Genomic DNA, 18,885 nt, shown 5'->3' on the forward strand with positions numbered 1-18,885 from the left:
GGAATGCTCCCTACACCTGCCCCGGAGACTTCCACCCGGTTACGCGGGCACTACGGTTCCAGCGCCGCCGTCGACCGTTATCTTTTGCCCGGTGGTCAGCCGGGAAGTGGCATCCGGCACCCCTACCACGGCGGGTATGCCGTACTCCCGCGCCACTACGGCACCGTGCGAGTTGGGCCCGCCCATCTCCATCACCAGGCCGCCGGCGGTCAGGAACAAGGGCGTCCAGCCGGGATCGGTGGACGGTGCCACCAGGATTTCCCCTGGTTCAAGGTGGGCGCCCACAGGGTCCAGGATTACGCGGGCAGGAGCGGTGGCCGAACCCGCCGATGCCGGGCTGCCGGAGAGTGCTCCGTCAGCGAGGCCGGCACCCGCGGCGTAGAGCACCTCGGGCTCGGTGCCGTCCGAGAGCAGGACCCTGGGAACGTGGCGCCTGCCGAGTTCGGCGGCGTAAGCGGCGCGCCGTTCCAGGACGAGTTCGCGCAGCGTGCCCTGCTCGGCGCCTCCGTTGGGGCCCCGGCCGGCAAGAGCCTGCCTGGCCTCTTCAAAGTCGAGGAAGAAGATGTCGTCGGCGCCCTCCAGCTGGCCGTCAGCTGCCAACGCCGCTCCCACACACGCCAGTTGAGTCCGCACTTCAGCGAGGCCCAGGACCAGCTGGTACTTGGGCAGCTCCCGCAGCCCGGCGAAAGTCCTGGTGCGGCGCAAAGCGGCACCAACGAGCAACCCACGCAGCCTGCCGCGGCTGCGCGCCTTGGCTACGAGCCGTTCCACTTGTGCTTCTGCCTCCGCATTTGCCCGGCTGAACTGCACGTCCGGAGCCATGGCGGGGTCAGTGAGGCGGAGATAGTTGGCCAGGACACCCAGGATGTGCGTCGGGTCGTCGGACCACCGGGGCATGCCCACGTCGATTTCGGCCACCGCCCGGTGACCGTAGCGGTCAAGGAACCGGACCAGGCCTGCGTGCAGGACAGGGGGCAGGCGCCCGGCTTCGAACTCTGCTGCCAGTTCGGACGGCTGCCGCTCCTCCAGCGCCGTGCGTGATTCACGGTCATCCCGCACCGCTGATGCAAGCCGCCACAGGTCAAGGTCCATCTCGGTGGTCACGTTCTGCGGCAGGCCCCGGAGCACTTTCTGCAGGTCCTCCCAGCGGTCCTTGCCTCCCAACAGCTTTCCCGCCAGCCACAGCATCGCGAATCCCAAGGCAGGCAGGGGCAAGATGGCCGGGACAATGGCAAAGAGCCGGTCTCCCAGGAGCCGCTCGGCGTGGTTCAACCGTTCAATTGGCCCTGCTCCCGGGCCCAGCTCCAAGTCGTCGGCGAATTCCCGGGTGAAGCGGTCCAGCCTGAGCAGGGCCGCCTTGGGCCTGAACAGTGCCCGGAGCACCGATTCCGGGGCGCGGGCCCGCACCGCTGCCGGCAGGACATGCCGCACCACTCCGATCGGAGTCCGGCGGGTCACCGAGAAACGGGGGTCGCTGAAAATCCGCCGCAACACCACTGCGGACCTGGCTTCCATCACGTCGAAGATCCGTGGAAAAATCCGGCGGCCCACGTTGCTCCTGGCCGGGGTGGTGAGGTCGAAGTACAAGCGCTGGGCAGCCTCGGCATACGGTGAAGGGCCCCGCCGGGGCTCGGGAACGGCGAAACCGGCGGCCTTGGCCACAGAGGAGGCAAGAAGCCGCATCGATGCCAGCCCCATGGGCGTGAGCGGCCGGGTGAGTCCCTGGGCCAGGCTGAAGCAAAGGTAGACCCTGCTTCCCGCGCCGGGGTAGCGGCTCTCCGGGACCGGGAACAGGGTGGTGATGGGCCGGGACTGGGTCAACCAGGGCGTTCCGCCGGAGTCAATGGCCCATTCGGTGTCCTGCGGGGATCCGAAGTGCCGCTCCGCCTGGGCACCGAGGACCGCAAGTTCAACGGCCTGTTCATCGGTAAGGCTGGGATCCTCCGCCCGGCCCCGAAGGTCCTGTGTCTCCGTTCCCCCACCTGAAAGGGGGCGCACCATCAAGCGCTTATCGCCCAGCTTCCGCTCCACAACCCGGCCTGTTTCGGCGTCCACCACAAAATGGTCCGGATTGACGGCCCCGGAAACCACTGCTTCGCCAAGTCCCGGCGCGGCATCGATGACGGCTTCGCGGCGCCTGCCGGTGACGGGGTTGGCCGTGAACATTACCCCTGCCGATGCCGCATCGACCATGCGCTGAATGACGACGGCGAGGGCTACTTCGTGCGGTGTGATGCCAAGTGCGGCACGGTAAGCCACTGCCCGGTCCGTCCAGAGGGAGGCCCAGCAGTTGCGCACAGCCTCAAGGACGGCGTCGATGCCCACCACATTCAGGTAGGTATCCTGCTGGCCGGCGAAGCTCGCAAACGGCAGGTCCTCGGCCGTAGCCGAGGACCTCACCGCCACCGGGGTAGATTCACCCAGCGCTGCATAGGCTTGTTCCACTGCGGCAGCAATCCTGGGCGGAACCGGTATGGCGCGGATAGCGTCCCTCGCCATCCCCGCCGCTGCGGCCAGCTCATCGGCCCGGCTGGGCAGGCCGGGCGGCAGTTCAGCCTGGATTCTGCCAAGCTCTGCAAGCACCCCGTCCTGGACGGGCTTCACCGCCTCCCGGTACGCCTCCGTGGTCAGGCAGAAACCATCCGGCACGGGTAATCCTGCTGATATCAGTTCACCGAGGTTGGCAGCCTTGCCTCCCACCAGCGGCAGCATGCTGCCGCCAACATGGCTGAGGCGCAGGATCAAGGCAGCAGGGGTGTTCCGGTCCGCTTGGCGCGGAGCTTCCCCTGCTTCTCCTGGTGGGTAGGCGGCCACGGTGACGCTCCCTCCGAGATGTTGTGATCAGGCTGCGCCGAGGATGGGCCCGAACCGGGCGCGGTCCGCAAGGCGCGGGTCCTCGCGGTCAGGGACCACCATGACGGGGCCCTTGGCGTGATGGAGGACCCCGTCGGAAGTAGACCCCAGGAGCATGCCGGTGAAGCCGCCGCGGCCGCGGGTTCCCACGACCACCAGTTCCACGTGCCGGCTTGCTTCCACCAGCACGTCCACCGGCGAGCCGTCCAGCAGTTCGGATTCCGCCGACAGGTTGGGATAGTGGCTCCGCAACCAGGCCATGCCTGCCTCCAGGGTCAGCTGAATATCGGCGAACAGTGCCTTGCGGTCCATCGGGGCGGGAACCCAGGCCAGTGAGCCGCTGTACTGCGGAACCGCGCAGACCACCCGGAGCAATGCACCCAGCCGTAGAGCCTGGTCCGCGGCTTCGAGCACAGCAACCCGCGCCTGTTCGGAGCCGTCAACACCCACCACCACCACGTTTTCCACGCGCTGGTGCCCGGCTTTGGCCTGCTCGGCCCTGACCCGACGGTCCTCGGTGGTTTCGCCCAGCCGGTCCGCGCAGACCAGGGGCACGGTGACTGTAGGGCATTTCGCGTGTGCCGGCAGGGCGCTGCTAACTGAACCAAGGAGTCTTCCCACGAAGCCGCCACGGCCGCGTGTACCGAACACCAGAAGTTCCGCTGTCTGGGACATTTCCAGGAGCACGCCGGACGCGTCGCCGTTTTCCACCGAAGCGCTGACCTCAATGTCGTAGCCGGCGACCTTGTCCAGTGCCTGCCTGACCACAGCTTCGGCGCCCTCGCGGATCACTGAGTCATCTACAGTGGCGTATCCGCCGTCCAGGCCGGACGCCGCGAAGATCGGTACCGAGTAGGCGGTAACGATGTGCAATGGACGACGGCGGCGCTGGGCTTCCCTGGCAGCCCAGACCAAGGCGCACTGGCCGTGGTCCGACCCGTCAACGCCAACAACGATCCCGTCGGGAGCGGCATGCGATCCGCCGTTGTCCCGCGCCGGGTCCGGATGCAACTCCTGTGCGCCCATGGGGCCGCCTCCTTGCGATACTGCCTGATGTTGCGGCTATTCTGCCAGAAGCGGGGCCGTTCCCTGTGCACCCGTTTTGCAGCCGCAGCTGCCCGGGAGGACCTGCTTCCATTTCTCACTATTCTCTGTCCGCCGTTGCTTAGCAAGCCTGTTCAGACCCGCAACCGGAACTTATCCACAGGCTCGTTGCAGGGCTCAGGAAAGCGTGTTCACCTGCAGTGGAATCTTTTCGGATTGGGCTATCCAGCGCTGCAAATCTTCTGTAGTCTTCAGGACATTGTTGGTCCGGGACGCCTACTGCCTCTTCCTGTCAGAGCTGCCCGGCAATGCACTGCGGCCGGACTTTGGGGGTAACGGAACGCGCGCGGGCGAGGACGCCCGCACCCGCCGAAGCTTCGAAGGAGGAAACTGTAGTGTCAAGCATGCCTGGGAATGCCGGGACCGAGCAGACCACCACTGTGATTATTGGCACCGGCCTGTCCGGCCTGGCAGTGGCTGCCGAGCTGTGCCGCCGCGGGGTTGATTCCATAGTGGTGGACGGACTGGACATCCTGGGGGCCGCCCAGCCGGCCAACACAGCTTCGCTGCAGCGCTGCGACGCGGCTGATTCGGCAACCCTTCGGGAGCGGAACGAGATCCTCCGTCACCTGCGCAACTACGCCGCCAGCCACGACGTGGATGTCCGCAACAGCACACGCGCCGTACAACTGACCATGGTGGACGGCAAGTGCGGTGGCGCGACTGTCCCGCAGTGGGAGGTGCATACGCCCACCGGCATTCTGGTGGCAGACCACATTGTGCTCACACGCTGCGCCCACAGCCAGCTGCGGCGCATGATCAACGACTTCGGCATCTCAGTGGGCCGCAACCTCGTCTCTGCCATGCGGGCCATCGGCATCTACCTGGTGGGTGTGGGAGAACTGATCACACCGTCTCCTAAAGAGGCCCTGCGCCAGGCGAAGACCGTGGGCCTGGCCATTTCCGCAAAGGTCAACCCTGCGGCCGACGCTCCCCCGCACACCGGAAGCCTGGCGATCCTGCCCTGCTAGCGCCCGTCAGCTCTCGTGGTCGGCGCCCGCGGCAAGCCGTCGGCGGGCAAGGATGGCCAGGGCGGCAAGCAAACCTGCTGCTGCTGCGGCGAAAATAACGATGCTCCACTGGAACGGCTCCCCTTGGCCGGCAGTCTCCGGCGCGGCTGTCACTCCCGGCTGGGCCGTTCCCATCCCCGGAACGGCCGCTCCCGCCGTCGAACCCTCTGACGCTGCAGCACCTTCCGCTGCTGCCGAAGCCGTGAAAGTGAACGTCCCTTCGATGGGGTGCGAGTCGGAGCTGACCACCCGCCACGTGACGGTGTACTGCCCGGCCGGGCCGCCCGCCTTCAGCTTCTGGCTGGCCACATTGTCCACAATGTCCACCGGCCCGTCCGCCCACTCCGCGCCGGAGGCATCCTTGACGGAAAAGGATGAGCCGATGCCCAACGGGTTGTTGTTGAAGGCCACCGACACCTGTTCCGGCGGCACCGCTACCGAAGCGCCGTCGGCGGGGGTGCTGGATTCAGCGGCGTCATGTGCCGCGGCGGGCCCGGCCACGCCGAGGACAGCGGAAGCAAAAACGAAGGACCCGAGGACAAAGCTCAGTAACTGGCGGCGGATGGAACGCATGCTTGGACTGCTCCCTCTGTGTTGGCTTCCTAACAGACTAGGCGAAATTGTCGGGGACCCTGCCGGAGCCCCCATAGGATTCAGGTATCCCCAAAGACTCCCCCGGAGGACTAATGCTTAAGCAAGGCTCTGCCCTGGACCGGTATTTTATGATCACCGAGCGCGGCTCCAACCTTTCCCGCGAGATCCGCGGCGGCTTCGCCACCTTCTTCGCCATGAGCTACATCGTGGTGCTGAACCCCCTGATCCTTTCCGTTCCGGACTCCAGCGGCAACACCCTCGGGTTCCCGGCAGTCGCCGCGGTCACGGCCTTTGTTGCCGGCATCCTCACCATCCTGATGGGAGCCTGGGCCAGGCATCCGTTCGCGCTGGCCACCGGGCTGGGCGTCAACGCATTCGTGGCGGTCACCGTAGCCACCAGCCCGGGCCTCACCTGGCCGGACATGATGGGCCTGGTGGTCCTGTCCGGCGTCACGATGCTGATCCTGGTGCTCACAGGCTTCCGGACAGCGGTGTTCAAGGCCGTACCTGAGGGGCTTAAGACGGCTATCGTGGTGGGCATCGGGCTGTTCATCGCCTTGATTGGCCTGGTCAATGCGGGCTTTGTCCGCCGCATCCCGGACGTGGCAGGCACCACAGTGCCGGTTGGGCTTGGCTTTGAGGGCAAGCTGCTGGGCTGGCCCACCGCGGTATTTGTTCTTGGCCTGGTCCTGACCATCGCCCTGGTGGTGCGCAAGGTCAAGGGTGCCATCCTGATCGGCATCATTACGTCCACCGTTATTGCCGTGATCCTGGAAATGACACTGCACATCGGCCCCAGTGTCCAGCCGGGCAAACCCTTCAACCCTCAGGGCTGGTCCCTGGTGGCTCCGACGTTCTCCGAATGGGCTGCCCCCGATCTGTCCCTGATCGGCAAGGCCAACCCGTTCGGCGCCTTCGAACACCTGGGCTTTGTGGCCGCCACGCTGCTGGCCTTCGTCATCCTGCTGAGCATCTTCTTCGACGCCATGGGCACCATGGTGGGCCTGGCGAATGAGGCCGGCACGGTGGACGAGCACGGCAATATTCCTGACGTCGACAGGGTCCTGCAGGTGGATGCGCTCGGCGCGATCGCCGGCGGAGGGGCTTCCGTGTCCTCCAACCAGATTTACGTGGAGGCCGGTGCCGGCATCGGTGAGGGCGCCCGCACCGGCGTCGCCTCGATCGTCACCGGTCTGCTGTTCCTGGTGGCCATGTTCTTCACCCCGCTGATCAACCTGGTTCCCTTCGAGGCTGTGGCCCCAGCCCTGGTGGTGGTGGGCTTCATGATGGTCTCCCAGGTGGGCAAGATCGACTGGCAGGACTGGGGCATCGCGATTCCGGCCTTCCTGACCTTCACGCTGATGCCGTTCACCTACTCCATCGCCAACGGCCTCGGGGCCGGCTTCATCGCATTCGTCCTGATCCGCACCGTCCAGGGCCGGATCCGGGAAATCCACCCGCTGATGTGGGCAGTGGCCGGGGCGTTCCTGCTGTTCTTCGCCATTGGCCCCATTGAGGCCGCCATCGGCATGTAGCAGGGAACAAGCTCCTGCTACACCGGAGTGTTGGGAGCCAACCCTTCATCACCGGATACCGCACGGGCCTTCTTCTCGCGGAGCTTGTCCAGCCGGTTCATCAGCGGAGAGGTGGTGGCGCCATGGATCACAATGGACAGCGCCACCACCAGGCCTACAAAAGCCCACAGCCATTCCGCCTGGTCCGCGAAGTTGCCCTTGCCCAGTGCGTAGGAGAGGTAGTAGAGCGAGCCGATCCCGCGGATCCCGAAGAACGAGAGGGCAATCCGCTCACGGGGCCCGGTTTTGCCGCCCGCCAGCCCCAGCCAGCCTGCCAGCGGCCGGACCACCAGCAGGAATGCCAAGGCAACAAGCACCTCCGCCCAGCCGATGCCTTCGAGCAGCCCACGGGCAATCGCACCGCCCAGCAGGACCAGGATCACCACCGTCAGGAGCCGTTCCAACTGCTCCACGTAGGAGTGCAGCACCCGGTGGTAGCCGTGGGTACGTTCAGCGCCGCGGATGGTGACAGCGCAGACAAACACAGCGATAAACCCGTAGCCCTCGATCATCTCGGTCAGGCCGTAGGTGAGGAACGTGGCCGCGAGCGCAACAAAGCCTTCGGAGTGGTTGGAGAGCCGCAGGCTTTCGGCGCGTGCAGAGAAGAAGATCCGGGCCAGCACCTTGCCGCTAAGGAATCCCAGGATGAGCCCTATGGCGAGCCGCCACAGCACGTCCACCCCGAACCATTCCGGAAACCAGGCTGACGGGGATGACCCGACGACGCTGATGGCAATGGCGAGGTAGACGAACGGGAAGGCCAGTCCGTCGTTCAGGCCGGCTTCGGAGGTGAGGCCAAACCGCACCTCGTCCTCCTTGTTGGTGCCGTCGTCGTGGTCTGCCGGCTCGCCCACCTGCACCTCGGACGCCAGTACAGGGTCCGTGGGTGCGAGGCTTGAGGCCACCAGCAGGGCGGCGGCCAGGCCAAGGCCGAGGAACCACAGCCCCAGCAGGGTGAGCACGATGATGCACAGGGGCATGGCGATTCCCAGCAGCCGCCAGGTGGTGGACCAGCGTTTCCGCCCCACCGGCCGGTCAAGCGCCAGCCCCGCGCCCATCAGGGAGATGATCACGCAGACTTCCGCGAGGTGCAGCACGAAGTCGCCGTGCACTATCGGGTCCGGGTCGGGGAGGGTGGGGATCAGGGCGAACGCCCCCATCCCTGCGCCGAGGAAGACCATGGGCATGGAAAAGGGCATATCGCGCAGCAGCTTGGGGAGAACCGCGGCGGTAAACACCGCAAGGCCCGCGGCCGCAAACAGGATATTGGGGGCTTCAAACACGTTGCTGTTCTCCGGCCTGGATCGGTGCGCCCTGCTGGCGCGGCAATGGCATGTCAGTCCCCGGAAGGGATTGCTCCACCATATCCCTTCGGATTCGGCGGAACCGGATTCTTGGATTCCGGACGGCGCGACGGCGGAGTTGCTGGTTTTCGTCGGCGGCATACGGTGAGCTTGGAGCATGCCTGCCTTCCTCCCTGCCGTCGACGTCCCGCCGAAGCCCTGGAAGGGGAGGTTCGATGGCGACGGCGCCGAGCACCGCCGCTGGTGGCAGGCGGTCACCCCATACGACGACGGCAATGCAACAGCGGCAGGAGCGAATCCTGCCGTCCTGCTCGGGTTTTGCAGTGACGAGGGCGTGCGGCGGAACAAGGGCCGGCCGGGTGCGGCCGCCGCGCCTGCAGCCCTGCGCGCCGCCCTCGCACCGCTGGCGTTCCACCTGGACCGACCCGTTTCGGACGCCGGCGATGTGGTGGCCGGCACCGGCCTTGAGGCGGGCCAGGAGCGCACCGGCCATGCAGTGACGGCGATCCTCGACGCCGGGCACCTTCCCGTAGTGTTGGGCGGCGGCCACGAAACCGCCTACGCAAGCTACCTGGGGGTGGCCGGATCGGCCGCTGTCCAAGGCGGCCAGCGGCTGGGAGTCCTGAACCTGGACGCGCACTTCGACCTGCGTGATGAAACCGAAGCCAGCTCCGGCACGCCGTTCCTCCAGATGGCACGCGCGGAAGCCGCCGCCGGCCGCGACTTCAGGTACGCCGTCGTCGGCATTTCCGAACTCAACAACACACGGGCCCTTTTCGACACTGCCGGGAAGCTGGGCGTCCGCTACCTGCTGGACGAGGACTGCTCTGCGGAACGCGTCCGGAACTTTGTGGATGCCTTCATCGGGGACATTGACGTCCTGTATCTGACCATCGACCTTGACGTGCTGCCGGCGGCCGTTGCCCCCGGCGTCAGCGCACCTGCCGCCTACGGCGTCCCGCTGCAGGTCATCAGCGCGGTGTGCCGCCAGGTGGCGCGGTCCGGGAAGCTGCTGCACCTGGACGTGGCAGAGCTGAACCCCGGGCTTGATATCGATGGCAGAACCGCAAAGGTCGCCGCCCGCCTGATCAACACGCTCCTGCACTGATCGCTTTGCCGCGGTTCACTGGTTTATCAGCGCGGTCTACTGGCCCTTGAGGACGTAGCGCCGTTCCGGGCGGCCCACTCCGTACTTGAGCCGGACTTCCAGCGCCCCTTCGTCATACAGGTATTCAAGGTACCGCCGGGCACTGACCCGGGACGTTCCCAGCTGTTCCGCCACTTCAGCCGCGGACAGGTCGCCTTCGGCCGCGTTAAGGGTTGCTTCCACGAGCTTGAGGGTCTCGATGCTGAAGCCTTTCGGAAGCGGCCGCTCGGCCTGCGTACCAGCACCGTCAAGGCCGAACACCCGGTTCACGTCCGACTGCTCGGCCACGTCTTTGGCGGAATCCAGGCCCTGGTACGCGCTTCGGTAGTGCTCCAGGCGTTCCTGCAGGTCGGACTGCGAAAACGGCTTAATGAGGTAGTGCACAATACCCCCGCGCAGGGCTTTGCGCACGGTTTCCACTTCGCGGGCCGCGCTGATCACCAGCACGTCCAGCTCCGGGGCAACGTCCCGCAGCCGGTGCATGAGGTCCAGCCCGTTGATGTCCGGCAGGTGGATGTCCAGCAACACCAGGTCGGGCCGCAGCCGCCCGGTCTCCACCACGGCCTGGGCGCCGGTATGGGCCACTCCCACCACCACGAACCCGGGAGTGCGCTGGATAAACCCGGCGTGGACCTTGGCCACCATAAAGTCGTCGTCGACGATCAGCACCTTGATCACTGTGTTTTACCTCTTTTGAGCTGGGCTGTACTTCGTGTGAACCGTGCGGTGAAGACTGCCCCATTGTCGTTGGCTACCGTCAGGTCGCCGCCGGAGCGCCGGCAGACCACCCGTGAGAGGGCGAGGCCGAAGCCGCGGCCGTCGGTTGGCGCCGCTTCCTTGGTGGTAAACCCTTGCCGGAAGATATCGTCCAAAGCCTCGGCGGGAACGCCCGCGCCGTTGTCCCGGACAGTCACGGTAACGATGCCGGCAGCGTCCTCTACGAGCACCCGGACAGCGGCGGCCGGAAGGCCGGTGACGGCGTCGAACGCGTTATCCACCAGGTTACCCACCACCGTGGTGAGGTCCCGCGACAGGTCGTCGCTGACCGGTCCCAGGGCGGACTCGGGATCGAGCTGCAGTGCCACTCCCCGTTCCGTGGCTAGGCTGGACTTGGCGATCAGCAGTGCGGCGAGCGCAGGGTCGTGGATACGGCTGGTCACTTCATCGTTGAGCCTGGTGCGGTCCACGGTGGCGCCGTTGACGAACTGCACCACGGAGTCGTATTCGCCGATCTGGATCAGGCCGGAGATGACGTGCAGCTGGTTGGCGAACTCATGGGCCTGCGCCCGCAGGGTGTCGGTGGCGGTCCGGGTGGCGCCCAGTTCGCGTTCCAGGGAAGACAGCTCGGTCCGGTCCCTCAGTGTGGTGACGGAGCCGATGTCGCGGCCCCGCGAGCGGATGGGGACGCGGTTCGCCACCACCAGGCGCTCCCCCACCAGCACCAGCTGGTCCGGGTCCTGCTGCTCGCGGGTCAGCACCGCCTTCAGTGCGGGGTCCAGGGGGAGGGAGGCCAGCTTCCTCCCGACGCAATCCGGCGGCAGTCCCAGCAGTGTCCGGGCGCTGTCATTGGCCACCGTGATGCGTTCGTGGGGATCAAGGGCCACCACGCCTTCCTTCAGCCCGTGCAGCATGGCTTCACGGTTTTCCACCAGCCCGGTTATTTCGCTGGGCTCCATGCCGAGGGTCTGCCGTTTGACGCGCCGGGACAGCAGCAGGGATCCCGCCACGCCCAGGACGCTTGCGACGCCCAGATAGGTCAGGAGGTTGGGAACGGCATCCCCCAGCCGCTCCAAAGTTGAGGGGTAGTCGCGGCTGACAGAGGCGATGCCGATCATTTTTCCGGCGTCATCGAGTACGGGCACGTGGGCGGACAGGACGGCATTGCCGCTTTCACCCACGACGCCGGTCCAGGCCCGTCCTTCCATCACCCTGCTGGCGCCCAGTTCCAGGGGCTTTCCCAGCAGGCCCGGATCGGAGGCGGCAACCACGGTGAGGTCTGTCTTTGCGAGCGTCACGTGGGACGATCCCGAAACAGTCCGGACGGATTCGGCCACTGCAGGAAGGGCAGCACCAATCCTGGGTTCTGCATCCGGCAGCAAAGCCCGTACGGCCGGGTTGTTTCCCAAGGCCTCTGCGGCAGACAGGGCCCGGCGTCCCTCTGTGCGCTCGAACGCGGCAGCAGACTGGGCAAGGGAAATGGCCACCACGGCCACCAAAACGGCCAGGACGATCAGCAACTGCAGCACAAGGTACTGCCCGGCAAGGGACATTCCTCTTCGACGAGTCACTGCTGGGGTTCCTTTGTCGGTTGTTCTGCGTGCCCGCTGGCGATGGTGCGCAGGAGCTCGCCACCCGTCCCCTCCCGGCGTATCGGAACTATACCGCAGGGCATGAGTGAACCAGCCAAGACCGCAGCCGAGCCGGTCCCGGGGCCTTTGCTTTCACAGGCAGTGTGGGACCCCGGAAACGTGAACGCAATGAACTTAACTTTCTCTGCGTACATAAGAGTGACCGGCATCACGGCCGAACCTAGCATCAAAGGACAAGATCAGCTTTCCCTGATCATCCTGTACCGAATTGCATTACTGAGAAGAGGAACACCATGCGCCAGATCCGCGCATTGCGAGTCGCCGCCGTCGCCGCCGGCATCGCCCTGATGGCCACCGGCTGCGGTGCCACCGGCAAGAGCTCCACCGGTCCGGAAACCTCCGGCGCTGCCGCCGGGCCCATCACCGGACTGCAGATCATGGTCCCCAACACCCCGGGCGGCGGCTACGACACCACTGCCCGTGCGGCCGCGAAGGTCCTCGAGGACGAGAAGATCACCAGCAACACCGAGGTCTTCAACCTGGCCGGCGCCGGCGGCACCGTAGGCCTGGCCCGCGTGGTCAACGAAAAGGGCAACGGCGACCTCGCCATGCTCATGGGCCTGGGCGTCGTGGGTGCGAGCTACACCAACAAGTCCGAGTCGAAGCTGACCGAAACCACCCCGCTGGCCCGCCTGATCGAAGAGCCGGGCGCCATCATGGTCGGGAAGGATTCCCCCTACAAGACCATCGATGACCTGGTGAAGGCCTGGAAGGCTGACCCCGCTTCCATCTCCGTGGGCGGCGGCTCATCCCCCGGCGGCCCCGACCACCTCCTGCCCATGCAGCTTGCGGGCGCAGTCGGCATCGACGCGACCAAGGTCAACTTCGTTTCGTACGACGGCGGCGGCGACCTCCTCCCTGCGATCCTCGGCAACAAGATCGGCTTCGCAGCCTCCGGTGCGGGCGAGTTCCTGCAGCAGATCCAGTCCGGCGAGGTCCGGGTCCTGGCCACCAGCGGTGAGAAGCGGCTTGAAGGTGTGGACGCCCCCACACTGAAGGAATCCAATATCGACCTGGTGTTCACCAACTGGCGCGGGATTGTGGCCCCTCCGGGCATCAGCGACGAGGACAAGGCATCCATGATCGCCGCCCTTGAGAAGATGCACGAAAGCGAAGGCTGGAAGGAAGCGCTGAAGACCCACAGCTGGTCTGACGCCTTCATCACCGGCAACGAGTTCGAGACGTTCCTCACCGAGCAGGACAAGCGGGTGGCGGACGTCCTCACCAAGCTTGGGTTGGCGTGAGCTCCCTGACCACAGGCCTTAAGGGCCGCGCCGAGCTGGGGGTTGCACTCCTGCTCGGCGCGGCCGGCGTCATGGTCTTCATGGACGCCAACGGCCTGGTTACCCCGTACTCCCAATCGGACCCGGTGGGCCCCAAGACGGTTCCGTACATCGTGGCCGGACTGCTGGTGGTTTGCGCGGTCCTTCTGGCCATCAACGTGATCCGGGGCGGCCAGGGCGAGGCGGAAGGCGGCGAGGACATCGACCTCACGCATCCCGCTGACTGGAAAACCATCCTGCCCCTGGCAGGCGCGTTCATCCTTAACATCCTGCTGATTGACTGGGCCGGCTGGGTGATCTCCGGCACGGTCCTGTTCTGGGGCAGCGTCCTGGCACTGGGCAGCCGCCGCTATGTTCGGGACGGGCTCATCTCCGTCGCCCTTTCCCTGCTGACCTTCTACGGCTTCTACCTCGGCCTCGGCATCGCCCTGCCTGCCGGACTCCTGGAAGGAATCCTGTAATGGACGTCTGGTCCTCACTGATGGACGGTTTCGCCACCGCCCTCACCCCCATGAACTTCCTGTACGCCGTGATCGGCGTACTTCTGGGCACCGCCGTCGGCGTCCTTCCGGGCCTGGGCCCGGCCATGACCGTGGCCCTGCTCCTTCCGGTCACCTACGCGCTGGAGCCCACCAGCGCCTTCATCATGTTCGCCGGCATCTACTACGGCGGCATGTACGGCGGCTCCACCACCTCCATCCTCCTGAACACTCCTGGTGAATCGTCGTCTGTGGTGACAGCCATCGAGGGCAACAAGATGGCCAAGGCCGGGCGGGCTGCACAGGCGCTTGCGACGGCGGCCATCGGCTCGTTTATTGCCGGCACCATCGGCACCGCCCTCCTCGCCGTCTGCGCACCCATCGTGGTGGAGTTCGCCGTCAGCCTTGGCGCTCCGAGCTACTTCGCCATCATGGTCCTGGCCCTGCTGGCCGTCACCGCTGTTTTGGGCTCGTCCCGGCTTCGCGGGTTCGCCTCGCTGGGCCTCGGCCTGGGTATCGGCCTGGTAGGCATGGACTCCGTCACGGGCCAGCGTCGCCTGACCTTCGGCCAGCCGCTGCTCGCGGACGGCCTGGACATCGTGGTGGTGGCCGTGGCCATCTTTGCAGTGGGCGAAGCCCTCTGGGTGGCCGCACACCTTCGCCGTACCCCGCTGCACGTTATTCCCGTTGGCCGGCCGTGGATGGGCAAGAAGGACTGGAGCCGCTCCTGGAAGCCATGGTTGCGCGGCACGGCTTTCGGCTTCCCGTTCGGCGCCCTGCCTGCCGGCGGCGCTGAAATCCCGACGTTCCTTTCCTATGTCACCGAGAAGCGCCTCAGCAAGCACCCGGAGGAGTTCGGCAAGGGCGCCATTGAAGGTGTGGCAGGTCCGGAAGCTGCCAATAATGCTGCCGCCGCCGGCACCCTGACCCCCATGCTGGCACTCGGCCTGCCCACCAACGCCACGGCCGCCGTCATGCTGGCTGCCTTCACCTCCTACGGCATCCAGCCGGGCCCCCAGCTGTTTTCCAGCCAGGGACCCCTGGTGTGGGCGCTGATCGCCAGTTTGTTCATCGGCAACCTGCTGCTCCTGCTGATCAACCTGCCGCTGGCTCCGCTGTGGGCGAAGCTCCTGCAGCTGCCCCGGCCGTACCTGTACGCGGGCATCCTCTTTTTCGCCACGCTGGGCGCCTACTCGGTGAACCTGCAGGCGTTCGATCTGGTGATCCTGCTGGTCCTGGGCGCGCTGGGTTTCATGATGCGCCGCTTCGGGCTGCCTGTGCTGCCGCTCATCCTTGGCGTGATCCTGGGTCCGCGCATCGAAGGCCAGCTCCGCAAGACCCTGCAGCTCAGCGCCGGCGATCCGGCCGGACTCTTCACCGAGCCGATCGCCGTCGTGATTTACGTCATCGTGGGGCTCATCCTGCTGTGGCCGCTGCTCTTCAAGCTGGTGCGCCGCAACCGCCCGGAACGCAAACCCCTGCTCCCCGCAAACGCCACCCGCGGAAACGACCCGACAGACGCAGGGATGTTCTAGCCCGATCCTCCCCGCCCCCGTGGGAGAAGACCATAACGCACCGACCACCGACCCACTGACCACAAGGAGACACCATGACGATCGTGGTGGGATACGTCCCAACCCCCGAGGGCGAAGCAGCCCTCAGCCAGGCCATCACCGAGGCCAGGAAGAGCAACACCACCCTCCTGGTCATCAACTCGTCCAAGGGCGACGCGCTGGTGGACAACCGCTACGCCCAGGAACCGGAAATCCAAAGCATCGAGGACCGGCTGGCCACCCAGGGCATCCAGCACGTCATCAAGCAGCCGGTCCGTGGCCATGATGCCGCCGCGGAGGTTCTGGACGCCGCGGAAGAGCACAACGCCGAACTGATCGTGATCGGGCTGCGCCGCCGCACGCCGGTGGGAAAGCTCATCATGGGCAGTGTGTCGCAGCGGATCCTGCTTGAGGCAGATTGCCCGGTCCTGGCGGTAAAGGCCGGCTAACTGGATTGCCGTCAGGCGCGGAAAAGTTCCTGGCGCTGGTGGCCCAGCCCTTCGACTTCGACTTCCACCACGTCACCTGGTTGGAGGTACGGAAAGCGGCCGCTGAGCGCTACACCCTCTGGAGTCCCGGTGAGAATCACATCACCGGGCTCCAGCCGCATGTACTGGCTGCAGTGGTGGATCAGGGTGGGCGCGTCAAAGATAAGCCCGGACGTCTTTGAGTCCTGGCGCGGCTCGCCATTGACCCAGCTGCGGAGCGGCAGGTTTACGGCGTCCACGTCCGCCGCAGGAACAAGCCACGGGCCCAAAGGGGTCGAGCCCGGCAGGGACTTGCCCTTGGTCCACTGGCCGGCCGCCCCCGGGATCTGGTAGTCCCGCTCCGAGAAGTCATTCGCGGTGACGTAGCCGGCGATGCACTCCTCGGCCTCCTCAACTGATCCGAGGTAGCTGGCTTCCCTGCCGATCACGATGCCCAATTCCACCTCCCAGTCATACTTGCTGGAGTACGGCGGAACCGGGGCCGGGTCGTAGGGTCCTGCCACGGTGTTTGTCGGCTTGAGGAACACGACGGGGATCTCGGGAGGAGCGGAACCTGATTCCGCCGCGTGGGCGGCGTAATTCATGCCGATGCCCACCACTGCTCCCGGCCGGGCCAGCGGAGAACCGACGCGGAGGGAGGCTGCTTCCGCCAGGACAGGCAGCGTACCTGCTTCGAGTGCCTCCCGGACTTTGTCCAGCCCTCCCGCTGCCAGGAAGGCACCGTCCACATCCCGTGTGAGGGGCAGCAGGCTGAAGTACTGTTCGCCGCCGTTTTCGGCCGGCCCCAGGACGGCGGGCTGTTCCTTGCCGTTGTCCCCCAGGCGCATGATCTTCATAACGGATCTCCTTCTTGCAAGCCCAAATTTTTGATAGATTGCCACCATCGTGGCGGAGTGGGCAAGGTTTTCGCCACCAGACCGTTTGTGACTGTGCTGCCGCTTGGTTCAGGTTCCCTTGACCCGGCTTTGGCCCGGACGCTACACGGTAGCCCTGGATGAGTCAGTGCCGTCCGGCGAGACCTACGAGGCCATCGCCGCCTGACCGCTTGCGACGGATGCCTCTCCGCGCACAAACAGAAGTCCCCGCCCCTGCATCAAGCAGTGGCGGGGACTTTTGCTTTGCGTTTGCTAAGCGGTGTCAGCCGCGGCGCACCTGCACGCCGTCAGACTTCAAAAAGAGCTCTTTCTCGGTAGGACCAGCCGGCACGAGCCACAGGACGTTTCCGCTCTGGGACACTTCCTCCACCTCCCCGGTGGCCACCACATGCGCCTGCTTGATGATCTCGACGCGTTCCCCGGCCTGAAGAGTCCTCCAGTCCGAAACCGCGGCGGAATGGGCACTTCGCCTCGATAAGACTGCCCCACGTGCTTTCATTTGAACTTCTACCCCTTTGTATATGTTCTGCGCCACAGCCTCTTCGATGTGACTTTCACTACACCTTCAGTTCTACTACACTCCCCGTCCGCCTGATGACCATGTGCTTGAGAATTTCACCAGGCGGACGGTTTATGCGCTTTTCCTGAAGATTCTTCGCTCAGGCAAGGGCGCCGACGGCGGATTCGGCCGCTTGGCGCACCTTACCTTCCTTAACCAGCTGGTCGGCCGCTTCCAGCTCCGGGGACAGGAAACGGTCCGTTCCCGGCCCCGCCACCACGTCGCGGAGCGCAGCCACGACGGCGGCACCCGCCGGTCCCGGAGTCAGGACCCCACCGGAGAGCTGCGTGCGGATGTCCAGGGCGCGGGCCGACGTCACCAGTTCGATGGCCAGCACCCGCCGCAGGTTCTCCACTGCTTTCCGCAGCTTCCGCGCCGCGTGCCAGCCCATGGAGACGTGGTCTTCCTGCATCGCCGAACTCGGGATCGAGTCCACGGAGGCGGGAACAGCCAGCCGCTTATTGTCCGACACCAGCCCGGCCTGGGTGTACTGGGCGATCATCAGCCCGGAGTCAACACCCGGGTCAGCTGCGAGGAAAGCGGGCAGGCCGTGGGAACGGGCCGGGTCAAGCATTCTGTCCGTACGCCGCTCGGCGATGGAACTCAGGTCCGCGACCGCGATGGCCAGGAAGTCCAGGACATACGCAACGGGGGCGCCGTGGAAGTTGCCGTTCGAGCTGACCCGGCCGTCAGGCAGGACCACGGGGTTGTCGATCGCTGAGGCGAGCTCGCGGGAAGCCACCAGCTCCGCGTGGTCCAGTGTGTCCCGGACGGCACCGGCCACCTGGGGGGCGCAGCGGAGCGAGTACGCGTCCTGCACGCGCGAGTCCCCCACCTTGTGGGACGCCACGATCGGCGAATCCGACAGCACCCGCAGCATGTTGTCGGCGCTTGCCGCTTGCCCCGGGTGTGGCCGCAGCGCAGCATGGAGCTCGGGCAGGAAAACCTGGTCGGTGCCCAGCAGGGCCTCGACGCTCATCGCAGCGGTGATGTCCGCCGTCGTCAGCAGCTGGCGAAGGTCCGCGATGGCCATCAGGAGCATGCCGAGCATGCCCTCGGTGCCATTGACCAGGGCGAGGCCTTCCTTTTCGGCGAGGGTGACCGGCTCGATGCCGTGCCGGGCCAGGAGTTCCGCGACGGCGGGGCGGCCGGCCGTGCCGTACAGCTCGCCGTCGGGCCCTTCCGCTTCACCCTCGCCCATCAGGACCAGGGCGCAGTGGGACAGCGGCGCGAGGTCGCCCGAGCAGCCCAGCGAACCGAACTCGCGGACCAGCGGCGTGATACCGGCGTTGAGCACGTCCACCATGGTCTGCAGGACCACGGGCCGGACTCCCGTGCGGCCCGATGCGAGGGTCTTGGCGCGAAGGAACATGATGCCGCGCACCACTTCCCGTTCCACGGCGGGGCCCATGCCGGCGGCGTGGCTGCGGATCAGGCTCTTCTGAAGCTGCGTGCGCAGTTCATTGGGAATGTGGCGGTTGGCCAGGGCGCCGAAGCCGGTGGAAATCCCGTACGCCGGGACGTCGCTGGCGGCCAGGGCATCGATGTGGGCACGCACCTTGGCTACCGTTTCAAGGGCTTCCGGGGAGATGTCCACCTTGGCGTTGTGGCGCGCGACGGCGACGACGTCCTCCGGGGTGGCGCCGCTGGAGCCGAGGGTGACAGTCAGCGGTTCGTGGGTAATGGTGGTCAT

At 66.1% G+C, this 18,885-nt stretch carries 16 protein-coding genes; 7 read left to right on the forward strand and 9 right to left on the reverse strand.

The window, feature by feature from the left end:
• Window positions 1-39 precede the first annotated feature (39 nt).
• Complete coding sequence (locus AC5RT4_RS13130; protein WP_494106073.1) at window positions 40-2,712, reverse strand: PEP/pyruvate-binding domain-containing protein; 2,673 nt, start codon at window positions 2,710-2,712, stop codon at window positions 40-42.
• A 129-nt stretch (window positions 2,713-2,841) separates the two neighbouring features.
• Window positions 2,842-3,879, reverse strand: a complete 1,038-nt coding sequence (locus AC5RT4_RS13135) for a universal stress protein (RefSeq protein ID WP_494040583.1) — start codon at window positions 3,877-3,879, stop codon at window positions 2,842-2,844.
• A gap of 422 nt (window positions 3,880-4,301) precedes the next feature.
• Between AC5RT4_RS13135 and AC5RT4_RS13140 the strand changes: the two genes are divergently transcribed.
• Entirely contained in the window at window positions 4,302-4,928 is a 627-nt protein-coding gene (locus tag AC5RT4_RS13140) for an NAD(P)-binding protein (protein ID WP_494106074.1), read from the forward strand.
• Window positions 4,929-4,934: 6 nt separating this feature from the next.
• On the opposite strand, the gene AC5RT4_RS13145 is transcribed toward AC5RT4_RS13140, so the two are convergent.
• Window positions 4,935-5,540: a copper resistance CopC family protein gene (locus AC5RT4_RS13145; protein WP_494040582.1), complete on the reverse strand. Its 606-nt coding sequence runs from the start codon at window positions 5,538-5,540 to the stop codon at window positions 4,935-4,937.
• Between the two features lie 113 nt (window positions 5,541-5,653).
• On the opposite strand from AC5RT4_RS13145, the gene AC5RT4_RS13150 reads away from it, so the two are divergent.
• The gene (locus AC5RT4_RS13150) at window positions 5,654-7,096 is read left to right on the forward strand and encodes an NCS2 family permease (RefSeq protein WP_494040581.1); all 1,443 of its coding nucleotides are present in this window, start codon (window positions 5,654-5,656) and stop codon (window positions 7,094-7,096) included.
• Window positions 7,097-7,113: 17 nt separating this feature from the next.
• Here the strand turns inward: AC5RT4_RS13150 and AC5RT4_RS13155 are convergent, their stop codons facing one another.
• Window positions 7,114-8,418: a cation:proton antiporter gene (locus tag AC5RT4_RS13155; RefSeq protein WP_494040580.1), complete on the reverse strand. Its 1,305-nt coding sequence runs from the start codon at window positions 8,416-8,418 to the stop codon at window positions 7,114-7,116.
• Between the two features lie 178 nt (window positions 8,419-8,596).
• Here AC5RT4_RS13155 and hutG point away from each other — a divergent pair, with 178 nt between their 5' ends.
• A complete protein-coding gene (gene hutG, locus AC5RT4_RS13160) occupies window positions 8,597-9,547 on the forward strand; it encodes a formimidoylglutamase (RefSeq protein WP_494040579.1) in 951 nt (316 codons plus the stop codon).
• Between the two features lie 36 nt (window positions 9,548-9,583).
• On the opposite strand, the gene AC5RT4_RS13165 is transcribed toward hutG, so the two are convergent.
• Together AC5RT4_RS13165 and AC5RT4_RS13170 are read right to left on the reverse strand one after the other, a co-directional pair.
• Window positions 9,584-10,264 carry a response regulator gene (locus AC5RT4_RS13165; protein ID WP_494040578.1) on the reverse strand — a complete coding sequence of 227 codons (681 nt, stop codon included), beginning with the start codon at window positions 10,262-10,264 and terminating at the stop codon, window positions 9,584-9,586.
• Window positions 10,261-11,856, reverse strand: a complete 1,596-nt coding sequence (locus AC5RT4_RS13170) for a sensor histidine kinase (RefSeq protein ID WP_494106075.1) — start codon at window positions 11,854-11,856, stop codon at window positions 10,261-10,263. The genes AC5RT4_RS13165 and AC5RT4_RS13170 overlap by 4 nt, the downstream gene beginning before the upstream one ends.
• Window positions 11,857-12,188: 332 nt before the next feature.
• Between AC5RT4_RS13170 and AC5RT4_RS13175 the strand changes: the two genes are divergently transcribed.
• The 4 genes from AC5RT4_RS13175 to AC5RT4_RS13190 all read left to right on the forward strand — a co-directional run bounded on the left by AC5RT4_RS13175 (window position 12,189) and on the right by AC5RT4_RS13190 (window position 15,719).
• A complete protein-coding gene (locus AC5RT4_RS13175) occupies window positions 12,189-13,199 on the forward strand; it encodes a Bug family tripartite tricarboxylate transporter substrate binding protein (RefSeq protein WP_494040577.1) in 1,011 nt (336 codons plus the stop codon).
• Window positions 13,196-13,699, forward strand: coding sequence for a tripartite tricarboxylate transporter TctB family protein (locus AC5RT4_RS13180; protein WP_494106014.1), 504 nt, complete (start codon window positions 13,196-13,198; stop codon window positions 13,697-13,699). The genes AC5RT4_RS13175 and AC5RT4_RS13180 overlap by 4 nt, the downstream gene beginning before the upstream one ends.
• Entirely contained in the window at window positions 13,699-15,252 is a 1,554-nt protein-coding gene (locus tag AC5RT4_RS13185; protein WP_494106015.1) for a tripartite tricarboxylate transporter permease, read from the forward strand. Before AC5RT4_RS13180 ends, AC5RT4_RS13185 begins: the two co-directional genes overlap by 1 nt.
• A gap of 74 nt (window positions 15,253-15,326) precedes the next feature.
• Window positions 15,327-15,719 (forward strand): universal stress protein, encoded by a 393-nt coding sequence (locus AC5RT4_RS13190; protein ID WP_494040574.1) that lies wholly within the window; start codon window positions 15,327-15,329, stop codon window positions 15,717-15,719.
• A gap of 11 nt (window positions 15,720-15,730) precedes the next feature.
• Here AC5RT4_RS13190 and AC5RT4_RS13195 read toward each other — a convergent pair whose 3' ends face one another.
• The 3 genes from AC5RT4_RS13195 to hutH form a co-directional block, all read right to left on the reverse strand.
• A complete protein-coding gene (locus AC5RT4_RS13195) occupies window positions 15,731-16,594 on the reverse strand; it encodes a fumarylacetoacetate hydrolase family protein (RefSeq protein ID WP_494040573.1) in 864 nt (287 codons plus the stop codon).
• Window positions 16,595-16,895: 301 nt separating this feature from the next.
• Window positions 16,896-17,132: a hypothetical protein gene (locus tag AC5RT4_RS13200; RefSeq protein ID WP_494040572.1), complete on the reverse strand. Its 237-nt coding sequence runs from the start codon at window positions 17,130-17,132 to the stop codon at window positions 16,896-16,898.
• Between the two features lie 160 nt (window positions 17,133-17,292).
• The gene (gene hutH / locus AC5RT4_RS13205) at window positions 17,293-18,885 is read right to left on the reverse strand and encodes a histidine ammonia-lyase (protein WP_494106016.1); all 1,593 of its coding nucleotides are present in this window, start codon (window positions 18,883-18,885) and stop codon (window positions 17,293-17,295) included.

It is taken from the genome of Arthrobacter sp. sptzw42 (genome assembly GCF_059089685.1).

What these genes read in the sequence shown, in the direction of transcription:
- AC5RT4_RS13135 (WP_494040583.1), bottom strand. Translation starts at nt 3,879, where the DNA reads ATGGGCGCACAGGAGTTGCATCCGGACCCGGCGCGGGACAACGGCGGA.
- AC5RT4_RS13200 (WP_494040572.1), bottom strand. Translation starts at nt 17,132, where the DNA reads ATGAAAGCACGTGGGGCAGTCTTATCGAGGCGAAGTGCCCATTCCGCC.
- hutG (WP_494040579.1), top strand. Translation starts at nt 8,597, where the DNA reads ATGCCTGCCTTCCTCCCTGCCGTCGACGTCCCGCCGAAGCCCTGGAAG.
- AC5RT4_RS13195 (WP_494040573.1), bottom strand. Translation starts at nt 16,594, where the DNA reads ATGAAGATCATGCGCCTGGGGGACAACGGCAAGGAACAGCCCGCCGTC.
- AC5RT4_RS13190 (WP_494040574.1), top strand. Translation starts at nt 15,327, where the DNA reads ATGACGATCGTGGTGGGATACGTCCCAACCCCCGAGGGCGAAGCAGCC.
- AC5RT4_RS13145 (WP_494040582.1), bottom strand. Translation starts at nt 5,540, where the DNA reads ATGCGTTCCATCCGCCGCCAGTTACTGAGCTTTGTCCTCGGGTCCTTC.
- AC5RT4_RS13130 (WP_494106073.1), bottom strand. Translation starts at nt 2,712, where the DNA reads ATGCTGCCGCTGGTGGGAGGCAAGGCTGCCAACCTCGGTGAACTGATA.
- AC5RT4_RS13150 (WP_494040581.1), top strand. Translation starts at nt 5,654, where the DNA reads ATGCTTAAGCAAGGCTCTGCCCTGGACCGGTATTTTATGATCACCGAG.
- AC5RT4_RS13175 (WP_494040577.1), top strand. Translation starts at nt 12,189, where the DNA reads ATGCGCCAGATCCGCGCATTGCGAGTCGCCGCCGTCGCCGCCGGCATC.
- hutH (WP_494106016.1), bottom strand. Translation starts at nt 18,885, where the DNA reads ATGACCACCATTACCCACGAACCGCTGACTGTCACCCTCGGCTCCAGC.
- AC5RT4_RS13140 (WP_494106074.1), top strand. Translation starts at nt 4,302, where the DNA reads ATGCCTGGGAATGCCGGGACCGAGCAGACCACCACTGTGATTATTGGC.
- AC5RT4_RS13170 (WP_494106075.1), bottom strand. Translation starts at nt 11,856, where the DNA reads ATGTCCCTTGCCGGGCAGTACCTTGTGCTGCAGTTGCTGATCGTCCTG.
- AC5RT4_RS13185 (WP_494106015.1), top strand. Translation starts at nt 13,699, where the DNA reads ATGGACGTCTGGTCCTCACTGATGGACGGTTTCGCCACCGCCCTCACC.